At 46.1% G+C, this 15,197-nt stretch carries 11 protein-coding genes and 1 pseudogene; all 12 read right to left on the bottom strand.

Annotation, left to right across the window (positions count from 1 at the left end):
• Positions 1–95 precede the first annotated feature (95 nt).
• The 12 genes and pseudogenes from IEU85_RS00735 to fusA all read right to left on the bottom strand — a co-directional run bounded on the left by IEU85_RS00735 (position 96) and on the right by fusA (position 15,196).
• On the bottom strand, positions 96–1,835 hold the full coding sequence (locus tag IEU85_RS00735; RefSeq protein WP_188354343.1) for a hypothetical protein: 1,740 nt from the start codon (positions 1,833–1,835) through the stop codon (positions 96–98).
• Between the two features lie 351 nt (positions 1,836–2,186).
• Positions 2,187–2,831 (bottom strand): SGNH/GDSL hydrolase family protein, encoded by a 645-nt coding sequence (locus tag IEU85_RS00730; RefSeq protein ID WP_188354342.1) that lies wholly within the window; start codon positions 2,829–2,831, stop codon positions 2,187–2,189.
• A gap of 66 nt (positions 2,832–2,897) precedes the next feature.
• Positions 2,898–3,515, bottom strand: coding sequence for a guanylate kinase (gene gmk, locus IEU85_RS00725; RefSeq protein WP_188354341.1), 618 nt, complete (start codon positions 3,513–3,515; stop codon positions 2,898–2,900).
• Positions 3,516–3,611: 96 nt separating this feature from the next.
• Positions 3,612–3,890 carry a type II toxin-antitoxin system YafQ family toxin gene (locus tag IEU85_RS00720; RefSeq protein WP_188354340.1) on the bottom strand — a complete coding sequence of 93 codons (279 nt, stop codon included), beginning with the start codon at positions 3,888–3,890 and terminating at the stop codon, positions 3,612–3,614.
• Between the two features lie 8 nt (positions 3,891–3,898).
• Positions 3,899–4,174, bottom strand: a complete 276-nt coding sequence (locus IEU85_RS00715) for a type II toxin-antitoxin system RelB/DinJ family antitoxin (protein ID WP_229714663.1) — start codon at positions 4,172–4,174, stop codon at positions 3,899–3,901.
• Between the two features lie 234 nt (positions 4,175–4,408).
• Positions 4,409–5,326, bottom strand: a pseudogene (gene pyrF / locus IEU85_RS00710) (orotidine-5'-phosphate decarboxylase); the annotation flags it as partial.
• Between the two features lie 137 nt (positions 5,327–5,463).
• The gene (carB, locus tag IEU85_RS00705) at positions 5,464–8,832 is read right to left on the bottom strand and encodes a carbamoyl-phosphate synthase large subunit (protein WP_188354337.1); all 3,369 of its coding nucleotides are present in this window, start codon (positions 8,830–8,832) and stop codon (positions 5,464–5,466) included.
• Between the two features lie 12 nt (positions 8,833–8,844).
• Entirely contained in the window at positions 8,845–10,071 is a 1,227-nt protein-coding gene (gene carA, locus IEU85_RS00700) for a glutamine-hydrolyzing carbamoyl-phosphate synthase small subunit (RefSeq protein WP_188354336.1), read from the bottom strand.
• Between the two features lie 180 nt (positions 10,072–10,251).
• Positions 10,252–10,776, bottom strand: a complete 525-nt coding sequence (nusB, locus tag IEU85_RS00695; RefSeq protein WP_188354335.1) for a transcription antitermination factor NusB — start codon at positions 10,774–10,776, stop codon at positions 10,252–10,254.
• Positions 10,777–10,794: 18 nt separating this feature from the next.
• Positions 10,795–11,358: an elongation factor P gene (gene efp, locus IEU85_RS00690; protein ID WP_188354334.1), complete on the bottom strand. Its 564-nt coding sequence runs from the start codon at positions 11,356–11,358 to the stop codon at positions 10,795–10,797.
• A gap of 319 nt (positions 11,359–11,677) precedes the next feature.
• The gene (tuf, locus tag IEU85_RS00685; protein ID WP_188354333.1) at positions 11,678–12,877 is read right to left on the bottom strand and encodes an elongation factor Tu; all 1,200 of its coding nucleotides are present in this window, start codon (positions 12,875–12,877) and stop codon (positions 11,678–11,680) included.
• 189 nt (positions 12,878–13,066) lie between these two features.
• Positions 13,067–15,196, bottom strand: a complete 2,130-nt coding sequence (gene fusA / locus IEU85_RS00680; protein ID WP_188354332.1) for an elongation factor G — start codon at positions 15,194–15,196, stop codon at positions 13,067–13,069.
• Position 15,197: the final 1 nt, after the last annotated feature.

Below are 15,197 nucleotides of genomic sequence, written 5' to 3'. Positions count from 1 at the left end.
GCAAAATTCGATCTTTATCTGCAGCAATAGATAATTCTTTAGATAAGCACACCATAAATGATGGCAATGAAAACGTCTAAAACGAATAATTGTTATTAGTCTGAGGTTATATATTGCGCATATGCAGACATATCCAATAGCGGACCGATGAAGACACGAGACGCTTTCTTTTTATCTTCATTTTTCAAAGTAATTCTACGTTCAACGAGTAAATCTCCTATCTCTGGCGATGAGTGAAGAACACATTCTTCTTTTGAAGTAGTTGGATAGGTTATAGAAGTTGCGTTCAGCCATTGCTGAGAATAACCCAAAAATATTTCATCCGTACCTATGATTGCTTTTAGTTTAGAAAAAATACATACACCAGCTGGAAAATTAACACAAGTATCAGAGTCTTGAACAAACGTCATAGTATCCCAGTGACGAATTACTAATTCGTCACTTAGCAAATACTCGATTTCCTTCCACCTCTTCACATCAGTCATTTTTACAACTTTAAAATCTGGGCATCGAAAATCACCAAATGCAGAATCATAAATTGTCTTCAGCGAAGAAATAATACTGTACCATTCGTTAATCACTTCTTCATCGAATAAACGTACGCCTTGATTAGCATAGATGGTATCGCCATCAATTGTATCCAGTTCTATTTCTTGAGACCGCGAAACAGCATAAAGAAATCGCACAGCACAAAAAGCAGCTGATACATCGCTCCCAGATAGAGAGTCAAAATCCACTGATAATTCTAATGTCGTGTGAAGTGTATCTTTCTCCGTTCTCAACCTCACGTGTATTAATTGCGATTCATCTTTCCCGACCCATTCAATTCCAGTTTGACCTGATGTGCGACTCACCTGTTTCAAAACAACATGTGTATCATCTGAAACTAATATAAAAGAAGTTGGATGTGGATCAGTTTTCTTCAATAATCGAATAGACGAAGAAATCACATCTTCAGCTTCTTCAATCAAGGACTTAAATAATGTACCTTTTATATTTTGTATCGACAACTCTGTAAAAGGTGTGCCGTATTGAATAAAATCAAGTAATTCCTGCTTCTTCTCCGATGTGTCCGCATACAGAGTGAACGATTCCTTAAGAGGAGCAAATTCAGTTGCCGCTGTATATTTTGCAATTACATCTATGACTACAGAGTAACCCTCACTATTAGTTATACTGCTGGAATATACAAGACCTGGCCGAGTAATAAATAACGGATTATTCTTATCATATTTGCTTATAGCTCGAATAGTATATGCATAATTCGGATCAGTACTGCTAAGTAGTTCTGCATAAGTAAATAATTTCTTTGTTAGTTCATTTTGATCCCTTAAATCAGACTCCTGTGCAGCTTCCAATATCATTTTGATTTGACGATTAATTTCCTCTTTGCCATCAGCCATATAGTAGTCATATACTTCTGGCATAGCAGATGCCCAGGCCTCTATATTGGTAAGCCCATACCAATGACATTTAAAAGAAGAGCAATCCTCTATTGTAGTCTTAAACCACGTACGGTTCTCAAGCGTTGGATCTAGGGGAAGAACCAAATACCAATTACAAATAGTCATTTGATTTTCTCTACAGTATTCTTGTACTCTGCGCCAAGAATTAACAATCTGGGATTTGTGACTATTCGAAAGATTTGTTGCAAATTTCTTTACCTGATATACGTCATACGAACCATCATCTCTCTTGCATAGCAAATCAATACCACCATCTCCTCGTGATGGTCGGATTCTCATCGCTTCTGGATTTTCTCTACAAATGAATACTGCAATGATAGTTTCTACATCATCACCTGAGATTCTTTCCCAAGGAATTCTACCGGGCATGAACATATTCTCCTCAAGTTCTTGTAAAACTCTACTTTGATTAGTCTAATATCACATTGCCTGCATCATTATATGGAAGACAGGCCTCCATACAGTCAATCCAACTTATCGAAGGAAATGCACAATCATTAAAATTTAATAATTCCAGTTTTGAAGAGTAACCACTGTAAAGACAAACTCAAAAATGATGATATTACCTCAGGATTTGCATTCAAACACCTGAGGGAATATCGTATGTAGTGACAGTAGCCTCCAAGCCTCTTTACAATGCTCAAACCCGAAGGCTCTTTTATAGTTTTGACGCCTGCAGAAAATACCAATAACGAACTTGATGCAAGTCTTTTTTCAAATCTACGCATAATGCTGCGTAATATATTCGGCAAGAACCGTACCAAGTGCGCGGTGCGACGGCAATTCCATATGTAATTTATCAGCATCACTTGCCTCAGCGACCCGCGAAGCATCAACAAACCCACAGCCCCGTGCCTGTGCTTCTTGCCTGATCCAGTAAGCAAGCTGCTGCGAGCGCTCTACCGCATCCTCTTCAAAGCCAGCAAACACGCTAGCAGCAATACCCGGCTTCACATGAATCGGCGAAACTAGTATCACCTGAGGCACTGCACATTGTGGACCGTACTCGTAAGTTTGCACCATATGCGCCAGCAAGCCGATACCAGCTGCGATAACGCGAGGTGTAGCGTGAAACATGGATTTCAAATCATTGGTACCCAGCGCAATAATTACTACATCTAGTGGGCGGTGTGAATGTAATGCAATCGGCAGCGCAGTAGCGCCATTCTTCGTAGGAACAGGCTCTATTGGATCATCATAGACTGCAGTACGCCCGCCTAAACCTTCTTCAATCACGCGCCAGTCGGCACCCAATTGCTGCTGCAGAATGCCAGTCCATCGCATATCATCAGGGTGGCGACCTCCAGCAACTAGTGGATCAGTGCCAAAAGTATTTGAATCTCCAAAACACAATACGTGTCTCATATATGCCCCACAACGCTTTGCCAAGTGCTTCACAATGCTTCAACATGTGAAAAACGCAAAAACACGTTACTTAATATCGTATTCCTGCGCCATAAGTTGCCAAAGCTGCTCAGCGGCGCGGTCAACTTCATCGTTAACAATCACCACGTCAAACTCATCCTCTGCGGCAAGCTCAACACGAGCAGTTTGCAGACGACGCTCCTGCTGCTGCGCAGTTTCTGTACCACGTCCAGCAAGACGGCGTACAAGCTCATCAAAACTTGGCGGCGCTATAAATACGGTAAGAATCTCTAATCCCAACTCACTGGCTCGCTCGCGCACACGGCGTACTCCCTGAATGTCTATTTCAAGCAGTGTTGGCACCCCTTGTGCTAAGTGATCGAGCACAGGCTGCAGTGGTGTGCCATAGCGCGCCATACCGTGAACTACTGCCGTCTCTAAAAAGCCACCTCGCTCTTGCATGGCTACAAAATCACTATCGGTCATAAAGTGGTAATTTACACCATCAACTTCACCGGGGCGAGGAGCACGAGTTGTTGCAGAAACTGATACCCACACCTCAGGGTGATCTTGCAACATACGTGCTTCAACAGTGCCTTTACCCACACCCGCAGGTCCGGAAATAATTACTAAACGGCGTTGTGTTGGCGCGTCGGCAGTTGTGGATGGTGTTGCAGTATTCATAGCACTCACTTACTTATGATTAGTTTTTTACAAGGGATAAGACCTATATGTATTATGCACTACACTCCCCACGAATGCACTGCTTACCATTGAACGCTAAAATAAATCGGAGTGAGTCCCTGTTGCTACCAATGTTAAAACTAGGACATCATCCTGCTTATAATAAATCAGAAGCCAATCTGGCTCAATATGACATTCCTTATGATTCACCCAGTTACCAGTAAGCGCATGATCACGATATTCTTCTGGTAATAATGAATCATTGGCAAGCAAGTCAATGACCATTTCGAGCTTATCAAACCGTTTGCCGCGCTTTTTGACAGTTTTCAGCTGTTTACGAAACTGCGAAGTGTACTTAATGGTATAGCGTGCCATAACAGTTACTATTCGTTTAGCGCTGCAGCGATTGCATCGTGTGCGGTTTCATACCCTAGAACTTTTTCATCCCGAGCTATACGCTCTGCCTCAAGCATTGCAGCTATAGTTTCGCGATTAGGTTGCTTCAATTGGATAGAAAACGGCATAGCTTGGTCGCGCAGTGCTTGGCGTACAAAAATATTAAATGCTGTAGTAAGACTCATACCCATCTCGTTAAACAGCCGATCTGCTTCCTGCTTTATTTGCGTATCCATACGAATACTCACAGTTGTTGTGCTCATCCACATACCTCCTTTTGTATTACAAAATATATCATTTGCATGAAAAAATCAATACAAATACATACATTAAGAAAGCAAAAGTTAGAGTATGCATACTTCTATTGATATTCCAACCGGCTCAATGCGCACCTAATATGCGGTTCCCTATACTTTCGAAGACAAAGCCGAAGTAATATAATGTGAAGCTGATACAGCTGCACTTTCACTATCCTCAGGCTCAGGTCTTACAGAAAACTCCTGTGCTGTGCCAGCATCTACCGCCTCTTGCAATGCCGCACGCACATCATCAGCAATCTGATCAGTTGCCGCACTCAAAGCTGCAATATCAGGGCCATGCGTAGAAATAGAGCGTGAAACCGTCACCAAAACATTACCGCGAGTTCCGTGGAATACCGTTTTCAAATCTTTAGCCTCTGCACCCTGCCAACCATAGCCTGGAGAGAGAATCGGACCAGTAAATACCGAAGGATCTACGCCACTCATTTTCATCCACTGACCGATAGTGGCACCAATAATAAGCCCAACCGATCCCATGCCATGGACACCCTCATTAAAATTCTGCGCCGCATGAGCCACACCATAAGCCACGGTCTGACCTGGGAAATCACCTCGCTGGCGGATTGCCGATTGTAATGAGATGCCCTCAGTATTGGAAGTTACCGATGCAATAAAAACACCTCTACCATTTCCCAACGCCTCACCAACAAGAGTTACTAATGATCTAAAACCGTAATACGGCAGCAGTGTAATAGCATCAGCAAGCATAGGAGCTCCCGGCTTCAAATACGCATCTGATAATGCTGAAACCGTAGTAGGCAAGCCTCCGCGCAAACAGTCAACAATGGTAATAATGCCCATCTGGCGCGCAGCATACAATGCACGTTCGAGTGCTGCAAGACCGCGTGAACCATAGCGTTCAAACATCGGCATTTGAAACTTTACAGCAGCAGCTCTTCCTTGGGCTGCCTGCAACATGCGCATAGAGAAAAGCTCAGCACCCTCAGCGCAAACATCATAACCCCAATCACGCAAAAGCTGGCGGTGTGGATCAATGCCTATACATAGCGGCCCATACTGATCCATAGCGGATTGTAAGCGCGCGCCAAATTCAGAACGCTCAATATTCCCTACTGGAACCCCTATCGCACTCATGAGTAGTCCTTACTAATACACCCATCCAATAAGCCCAACCTGTTGCAGCCAAAGTCGCACAACACAAAAAAGTAGTGCATGGCACCGATTACAGTACCACACACTACTTTACACCGAACGGTAAGTCGAAGTGCCGATTACTCTGATTCTAGAGCAAAGAGCTCACGCGCATGCTCTTGAATACTCATAATCTGATAATCATTCTTCTTCACTGCTTCAATAGCCAACAGCACTGCCTGGAATTCAGTAATAGTGGTAAACTGCGGCAAGTCAGCAGTAATTGCAGCTGCACGAATAGCATAACCATCTGAGCGAGAACCGCGAGAATTTGGCGTATTTAACACCATATCAATCTGATTATCCTCAATCAGCTGCACCACATTCTTGCCCACGCTACCAGAAACATGCTGCACTTTCGCTTCTGCAGAATCAATACGGCTGGTAATTTTATCCACAATCTTGGATTCAATACCATAGCGTCGTAGCACTGAAGCAGTACCCGCAGTAGCCCAGATAGTAAAACCAAGCTCCACTAATCGCACTGCAAGCATCGGCAATTGGCGCTTATCGGCATCATTTACTGAAATAAACACATTACCGTTGGTCGGCAAACCACCGTCATATGCTGCAAGCTGGCTCTTTGCAAAAGCATGTGGGAAGTCACGGTCAAAGCCCATCACTTCGCCAGTGGAGCGCATTTCAGGACCAAGCAACACATCAACAGTGCGACCAATTGGGGTGCGGAAACGCTTAAATGGCAATACAGACTCTTTCACAGCAACTGGCTGACCATTGCGCACTTCGCCGCCATCGCCATGAGGAAGCAGTAACCCACGCTCACGCTGCTGAGCGATAGTTTCACCAACCATAATGCGCGCCGCTGCCTTAGCCAAAGGAGTACCTGTAGCTTTAGAAGCAAATGGCACAGTGCGGCTTGCACGAGGATTCGCTTCAATCACATACAGCGTATTGCTCATAAACGCATACTGCACATTGATCAAACCCTGTACATTGCAGCCTTTTGCAATAGCTAGCGTTGCTTCGCGCAGGCGACGAATCTGATCGTCAGAAAGCGTGCTTGGAGGCAGCGTACAAGCAGCATCACCTGAGTGTACACCTGCTTCTTCGACGTGTTCCATAATGCCGCCAATATACAGTTCCTCGCCATCAAAGAGCGCATCAACGTCAATTTCGATAGCGTCAGAGAGGAATTTATCAATCAGCAATGGCGATGGCAAACGACCAGAAACCACCATATCTGCTTGCGCTTCCTCAAGAGCACGTGCCACATAGGTACGCAATTGCGCATCATCATACACAATTTCCATACCACGACCGCCGAGTACGTAAGAAGGACGCACCAAAACAGGGTAACCAATGGCATTAGCAGCCTGTTGTGCTTCTTCAAGGCTCAAGGCAGTGCCGTAGCGTGGAGCATTTAAGCCTTCACGGCGTAGTACGTCGCCAAACAGCTCACGATTTTCTGCCAAATCAATTGATTCTGGAGTTGTACCCAAAATTGGAACACCAGCAGCCTTCAAACGCGCAGCCAAAGATAACGGTGTCTGTCCACCAAGTTGCACAATAACGCCCTTAACCGGACCCATCTGCAACTCTGCCTCATAAATTTCCAGCACATCTTCAAAGGTCAATGGTTCGAAATACAAGCGGTCAGACATATCGTAATCAGTAGACACAGTTTCTGGATTACAGTTCACCATAATGGTGTCATAATCTTGACCAAGCTCTTGCACTGCATGCACGCAAGTGTAATCAAATTCGATACCCTGACCAATGCGGTTTGGACCAGAACCGAGGATAATTACTGCTTCACGCTCACGAGTGCGCAACTCAGTTTCATCAGCATAGCAGCTGTAATAATACGGTGTTACGGCATCAAATTCTGCTGCACAAGTATCCACTGTCTTAAACACTGGGTGCAAATCGTAAGTCCAGCGAAGCTCACGAATGGTGTTCTCACCTTCGTCACCGAGTCCGCGCAAATGTGCAATCTGCACATCTGAAAGTCCAGCTTTCTTCGCACGCTTTAAGAGCGCATAGGTCAGTGTTTTTGCTTTACGCACTGCCATAGCAGTTTCATTAATCAGCATAAACTGGGCAATAAACCACGGATCAATTTTTGTTGCTGCAAAAATCTGCTCAGCACTAGCTCCGCCCCAAATAGCGCGCTGAATTTGCAGATAGCGATGCTCAGTAGGCACGTGCATTGCCTCGAGCAATCCTGCAACTTCTTCCTCATCAGGCACTGGACCATCCCAGCTAAAGCCCATATGACGTTTATCAATAGAGCGCATAGCCTTACCGAGTGACTCTTGGAAGTTACCAGCTAATGCCATAGCTTCGCCAACGGACTTCATGGATGTTGTTAAGCGCTCTTCTGCTCCGGGGAATTTTTCAAATGCAAATCGCGGAACCTTAGTAACCACATAATCAATAGTTGGCTCAAAACTTGCAGGAGTAGAACGAGTAATATCGTTTTGAATTTCATCCAAGGTGTAGCCTAGTGCAAGCTTCGTTGCAATTTTTGCAATTGGGAAGCCTGTGGCTTTAGAAGCCAATGCAGAAGACCTTGACACACGAGGGTTCATCTCAATCACGATAACGCGACCAGTTTCAGGGTGTACAGCAAACTGAATATTGCAGCCGCCTGTATCCACACCAACGCCGCGAATAATAGCAATACCAATATTGCGTAGATTCTGGTATTCGCGATCAGTCAAGGTAAAGCATGGAGCTACGGTAATTGAGTCACCAGTGTGTACGCCAACAGGATCAACATTTTCAATCGGGCACACCACTACCACATTATCATTGCGGTCGCGCATTAACTCAAGCTCATACTCTTTCCAACCTTCAATGCCCTCTTCTAGCAGTACCTCGTTGGTTGGAGAATAGTGCAGACCAGCTCCGGCAATACGATGCAGTTCTTCCTCATCATGCGCAATACCAGAACCCAAACCGCCCATAGTAAAGCTTGGGCGTACCACAAGCGGGTAGCCAAGTTCAGCAACAATCTGATCTACTTCTTGCATAGAATGCGCGATACTTGAACGAGCAGATTCGGCACCAGCTTGTTCTACTACTTGCTTAAAGAGTTCGCGATCTTCACCGCGGTCAATGGCTTCAAGGGATGCGCCAATAAGTTCAACATTATACTTTTTCAGCACACCTGCCTCGCCTAATGCCATTGCTGCATTAAGCGCAGTCTGTCCGCCGAGTGTTGGCAGTAAAGCGTCAGGGCGTTCTTTAGCAATAATGCGTTCCAAAATAGGCACAGTAATTGGCTCAATATAGGTAGCATCTGCCATTTGAGGATCGGTCATAATGGTTGCAGGGTTGGAATTCACCAGAATAACGCGAATCCCTTCTTCTCGTAGCACTCGACATGCCTGAGTTCCCGAATAATCAAATTCTGCAGCCTGACCAATAACAATAGGACCGGAGCCAATAACCATCACGGAGTGAATATCTGTGCGTTTAGGCATGTGTGTGTCCTCCTAAGCCTGTGCTTGTGTAGTTGCCGTTTGACGCATACGGTCTACAAATCGATCGAATAAATACGAAGCATCATGTGGTCCAGCTGCAGCTTCTGGATGATATTGCACTGAAAATGCTGGAATATCAAGGCATTCGAGACCTTCTACCACATTGTCATTCAAATCAATATGGCTGACGCGCACTCGGCCATACTTTCCATCTTGATATGGTGCGAGCACTGGCTCACCAATTGGCGCATCTACAGCAAATCCGTGATTATGTGCAGTCACTTCAACTTTTCCAGTTGTTAAGTCTTTTACCGGCTGATTAACACCACGGTGACCAAACTTAAGTTTATACGTGCCAAAACCTAGTGCGCGACCAAGAATCTGATTACCAAAGCAAATGCCAAAGAATGGAATACGTGCATCTAAGACCTGACGCAACAAGGCTACGGTGTCGTCTGCCGCAGCAGGGTCTCCAGGACCATTCGAGAAGAATACCCCAGTTGCACCAACAGCTTCAATATCTGCAAATGTGGACTGCATTGGCATCACTACTACCCTGCATCCGCGTTCTGCCAAACGGTGTGGGGTCATAGACTTAATACCAAGATCAAGCGCCGCAACGGTAGCAACTGGCTCTTTACCTGCAAAATCACCCGTTGGCTCAATAACATAGTGCTCTTGTGTACTGACTTCCGCGCTTAGATTGGCACCTGCCATAGGAGGTTGTTCACCTACTCGTGCGAGCAAAGCTGCTGGAGGAACTAATGTACCGGCTTCGCTCAGTAGTGCTTTTCCAGAAAAAATACCAGCACGCATCACGCCTGCCGAACGTAAATGACGTACCAGCTTTCGTGTATCAATATCGCTAATACCCACAATCCCCTGACGCACTAGCTCTTCGTCAAGACTGCCTTGTGCTCGCCAATTACTCACTACTGGACTTGGCTCACGCACCACATAGCCAGAGACCCAAATTTTTGATGATTCTGGATCTTCAGTATTCACACCAGTATCGCCAATATGTGGGAATGTTTGCACGACAATCTGTCGATCGTAACTCGGATCAGTTAATGTTTCCTGATAACCGGTCATTGCAGTTGCAAAAACAATTTCGCCAAAGGTCTCTCCATGGGCTCCATATGGGCGACCAACATAGATTTGTCCATCTTCGAGTACAAGTACGGCATCCTCTGCACTGTAGTATTGTTCAGTGAGAGTAACAGAATCATTGAGGCTCACAAATCCCCCTTAAGCAGATGGTCTGGTTTTTTGCTCTTCTATTTATCATACGTGATTCTCTCATGCTGTACACACTGTTGCTCATAAGTATGCTTGCACTCTGATACGCAGTGCTACACCACAAGTTCATTGGTAATTTGTGCTTACAAAAAAGCCGCCACATAAGTGACGGCTCAAATATCAATCTTCAGATGGAATATCAGGATTACCAGCATCAACTGCCGGTGCTCCCTCATGCGCAAAAGACTGAGTTTGTTTTGTGCGATGTGGCGCATCAAGTGCAGCCAAATCTTCTTCGCTCATAGCGCGTACACGATCTGAAACAGCAGACAATACAGCATGCATAAACGACGGTGAGTCCGAATCGCTTAATGTTTTGGCCTGTGCAATAGCCTCATCAATAGCTACGCCGTCAGGAACTTCGTCATTAAACGCAATTTCCCAGACTGCGATACGCATAATATTGCGATCGACTACAGGCATACGGCGTACTGTCCATTTTTCAGAACACTCACCAAGTAACGTATCGATTACTCGTTTGTGTTCAGCTACACCTCGAACTATTTCAATAGCATATTCTGGTAGAGGTGTTTGCGCACCTGGATGCTCAATACGCTCTTCAAGCAGAGACAGAATCTTCTGCCCTTTTTCATCTGCTTCGTATAACGTGTTTAGAGCTCGTTTACGAGCGGTGGAACGTGCCATGAAGCTCCCTCAAGTCTCTTAGTTTTCACGACCCAAGTAGGAGCCGTCGCGGGTATCAACCTTAACCTTTTCACCTTCACCGATAAAGAGTGGAACCTGAATTTCAGCTCCGGTCTCCACAGTTGCTGGCTTGGTACCTGCGTTAGAGCGGTTGCCCTGCAAACCTGGCTCAGTATGGGTAATAGTGAGTATTACAGAAGCAGGAAGTTCCACATTCAATGGGGTGCCATCATGGAAGCTGACGATGCAGTCAGTGCCTTCAAGCAAGAACTTGCTCTGATCGCCTACAAGAGCCTTTGGAATATAAATCTGATCGTAGGTGGTCATGTCCATGAATACGTAGTTATCGCCGTCTTCATAGGAGTATTGCAAAGTACGGTTGTCTACGGTTTCAAAATCAATTTTCATGCCAGCATTGAATGTTTTATCAACAATCTTGCCAGAAAGTACGTTCTTAATAGTGGTACGTACGAAAGCTGGACCTTTACCTGGCTTAACGTGCTGGAACTTAGTTACTGTCCAGAGTTGACCATCAAGATTTAATACTGATCCGTTCTTAATATCGTTGGTTGTTTGTGCCAATTGATTCACCTATTCATTCGTATTCACAATAAGCCGTCAATATTATGCCACTATCCGTATACATTTATTGGTTGTTGTCTCTTTGCCGTTCACTATTACTCATTATCACTTATTGATGCTAAGTTGCATGTGTTATAGCGTATTTTCTACGTGAGCTTGTTGCACGTAAACAATATGGCTTATAGGATAGAATCATCTCTATGCATATTGAGCATTCTGTAACTACAGTGTGAGCACCGTCTTGTAATTACGTAATTACATCTGATTATGAAAAAGCCTCGGAATTACTCCCGAGGCTTATACGGCTATTTAACTAGAACTAGCCAATGATCTTGGTTACACGACCTGAACCAACAGTGTGGCCACCTTCACGAACTGCGAAGGTCAAGCCCTCTTCCATTGCGATTGGCTGGATCAACTCTACGGAGAAGGTAGCGTGATCACCAGGCTGTACCATTTCAACGCCTTCTGGCAAGGTGATAACGCCAGTTACGTCGGTGGTACGGAAGTAGAACTGTGGACGGTAGTTGGAGAAGAATGGTGAGTGACGGCCACCCTCATCCTTAGTCAAGACGTAAACCTCACCCTCAAACTTAGTGTGAGGAGTTACGGAACCTGGCTTTACAACAACCTGACCGCGCTCAACGTCGGTACGACCGAGACCACGGAGCAAAAGACCGGTGTTGTCACCAGCTTCGCACTCGTCCATCTGCTTGTGGAAGGTCTCGATGGAGGTTACGGTGGTGTTCTGGGTTGGACGAATACCAACGATTTCTACTGGGGTGTTGATTGCGAGCTTACCGCGCTCAACACGACCGGTTACTACGGTACCACGACCGGAGATGGTGAACACATCCTCGATTGGCATCAAGAATGGCTTATCGAGATCGTGTACTGGGGTTGGGATGTATTCGTCAACAGCCTTCATGAGTTCCTTAACGGACTCAACCCACTTCTCATGATCTGGAGCATCGTCATGCAATGCGCCGTATGCAGAGGTGTGGATTACTGGGCAGTCGCGATCGAAGCCGTTTTCGTCGAGGAGGTCACGAACCTCTTCTTCAACGAGCTCAATGAGCTCTTCGTCTTCGACCATATCGCACTTGTTGAGTGCAACGAGGATCTTTGGAACGCCTACCTGACGAGCGAGCAATACGTGCTCACGAGTCTGAGCCATAGGACCATCGGTTGCTGCTACTACGAGGATAGCGCCATCCATCTGTGCAGCACCGGTAATCATGTTCTTAACGAAGTCAGCGTGGCCTGGGCAGTCAACGTGTGCGTAGTGACGTGCTTCAGTCTGATACTCAATGTGAGCAATGTTGATAGTAATACCACGCTGCTGCTCTTCTGGAGCGGCATCAATCTGGTTGAAGTCGTATGCAGGGTTTACATCTGGATACTCCTCGTGCAGAACCTTGGAGATTGCTGCGGTCAGAGTGGTCTTACCGTGATCGACGTGACCAATAGTACCAATGTTAACGTGCGGCTTAGTGCGCTCGTACTTTGCCTTTGCCATGTGTTATGTCCTCCTGGACGATTCGTAGTTTGCTTGTGCAAACCATGCACAAGACACTCGCTACATATTACTAGATTGTTGGGACTTTGCTATGAGCTCAACGCTCCGAGTCAGCCTATAAATTGTAACGCTGACTCGGAGGTTAAACAACTGCAAAACCCCGATTGCGGTGATAACTCTGTAAGTGAATTACTCGCCGCGCTGGGCCTTGATGATCTCGTCAGATACTGCCTTTGGCACCTCTGCATAAGAGTCCATCTGCATGGTGAACATTGCACGGCCCTGGGTCTTAGAACGCAAATCACCAATGTAGCCAAACATTTCGCTCAGTGGTACCTTTGCGTCAATAACCTTAACACCAGTGGAATCAGTCATAGACTGGATGGTGCCTCGACGGGAGTTAATATCACCCATAACGTCACCCATGTACTCTTCTGGAGTACGCACCTCAACAGCCATAATTGGTTCGAGGATTACTGGGTGAGCCTTAGGAGCTGCTTCCTTGAAGCACATAGAACCTGCGATCTTGAAGGCAAGTTCTGAGGAGTCGACATCGTGGGTCTGACCGTCGGTGACGGTTGCCTTGACGCCCACCACTGGGAAGCCTGCGAGTACACCGGATTCCATTGCTTCCTGCACACCAGCGTCGATGGAAGGAATGAATTCCTTGGTGATGTGTCCACCAGTAACCTCGTTGACGAACTCGTAGTTTTCGCCAGCTTCGGTATCCAAAGGCTCGAAGTTCATGAGTACCTTTGCGAACTGACCAGAACCACCGGTCTGCTTCTTGTGGGTGTACTCTTGGTTCATTACAGCCTTGCGGATGGTCTCGCGGTATGCTACCTGTGGCTTACCTACATTGCATTCCACCTTGAATTCGCGACGCATACGGTCGACGATAATATCAAGCTGAAGCTCGCCCATACCAGAAATCAAGGTCTGACCAGACTCTTCATCGGTCTTCACCTGGAAGGTTGGATCTTCGTCAGACAGCTTTGCCAAAGCATTTGCCATCTTTTCCTGATCCTGCTTGGTCTTTGGCTCTACAGCCACTTCGATAACAGGATCTGGGAAGGTCATGGATTCCAGAGAAATAGGAGCCTTCTCGTCGCACAATGTGTCACCGGTAGAAACGTTCTTCAGACCTACGAAGGTGTAGATGTTACCTGCAGAAGCGTTATCTACTGGGTTCTCCTTGTCAGCGTGCATCTGGAAGATCTTACCGACGCGTTCCTTCTTGCCCTTGGTAGAATCAAGAACGGTATCGCCTGGCTTGACTTCACCGGAGTATACACGCACAAAGACGAGCTTGCCGTAGAACTGGTGAGTGGAAATCTTAAATACCAAAGCGGAGAATGGTTCGCTAGTCAATGGCTTACGATCAATTTCGATGGATTCATCGGCTGGATCGAAGCCCTTGATTGCTGGAACGTCTTCTGGGCTTGGCAAGTAATCGACAACAGCGTCAAGCATTGGCTGTACGCCCTTGTCCTTGAATGCAGAACCGCACAATACTGGGTAGGCTTCACGAGCTACAGTGAGCTTGCGAATACCAGCGCGGATCTCTTCTTCGCTCAATTCACCAGATTCAAGGTACTTCTCGAGCAACTCTTCATCAGATTCTGCAACCTGATCAAGAAGTTCTGCACGATACTGCTCAGCCTTTTCCTGCAAATCAGCTGGAATATCAACGGTGTCATAGTGGGCACCCTGATCGCTGGAGACATCGTTCCAGATATAAGCCTTCATGCGGATAAGGTCAACCACACCAGCGAAGTCGTTCTCTGCACCAATTGGCAGCTGAACTACGAGTGGGGTTGCACCGAGCTTTTCCTTGATGGTGTCTACTGAGTAGTAGAAGTTTGCACCCAGCTTATCCATCTTGTTGATGAAGCAGATACGTGGAACGCCATACTTATCAGCCTGACGCCATACGGTTTCAGACTGTGGCTCTACGCCTTCCTTACCATCGAATACTGCAACAGCACCATCGAGTACGCGCAAAGAACGCTCTACCTCAGCAGTGAAGTCCACGTGACCTGGGGTATCGATGATGTTGATCTGGAACTGCTTGTCAGTGTCGTGGGTCTGACGATTCCAGAAGCAGGTGGTAGCAGCAGACTGAATAGTAATACCGCGTTCCTGCTCTTGGGCCATGAAGTCCATAGTCGACGCACCATCATGGGTTTCGCCGATCTTGTAGTTCTTGCCCGTGTAGAACAAAATACGTTCTGTTGTTGTAGTCTTACCGGCATCAATGTGAGCCATAATGCCGATATTACGAACCTGATTGAGGTCGTTAAGCACATCTTGTGCCATG

It is taken from the genome of Galliscardovia ingluviei (assembly GCF_014635685.1).
In the GTDB taxonomy this organism is placed as follows: Bacteria; Actinomycetota; Actinomycetes; order Actinomycetales; family Bifidobacteriaceae; genus Galliscardovia; species Galliscardovia ingluviei.
The sequence above is the reverse complement of the archived record's forward strand: the minus strand, read 5'-3'. Positions and strand labels throughout refer to the sequence as shown.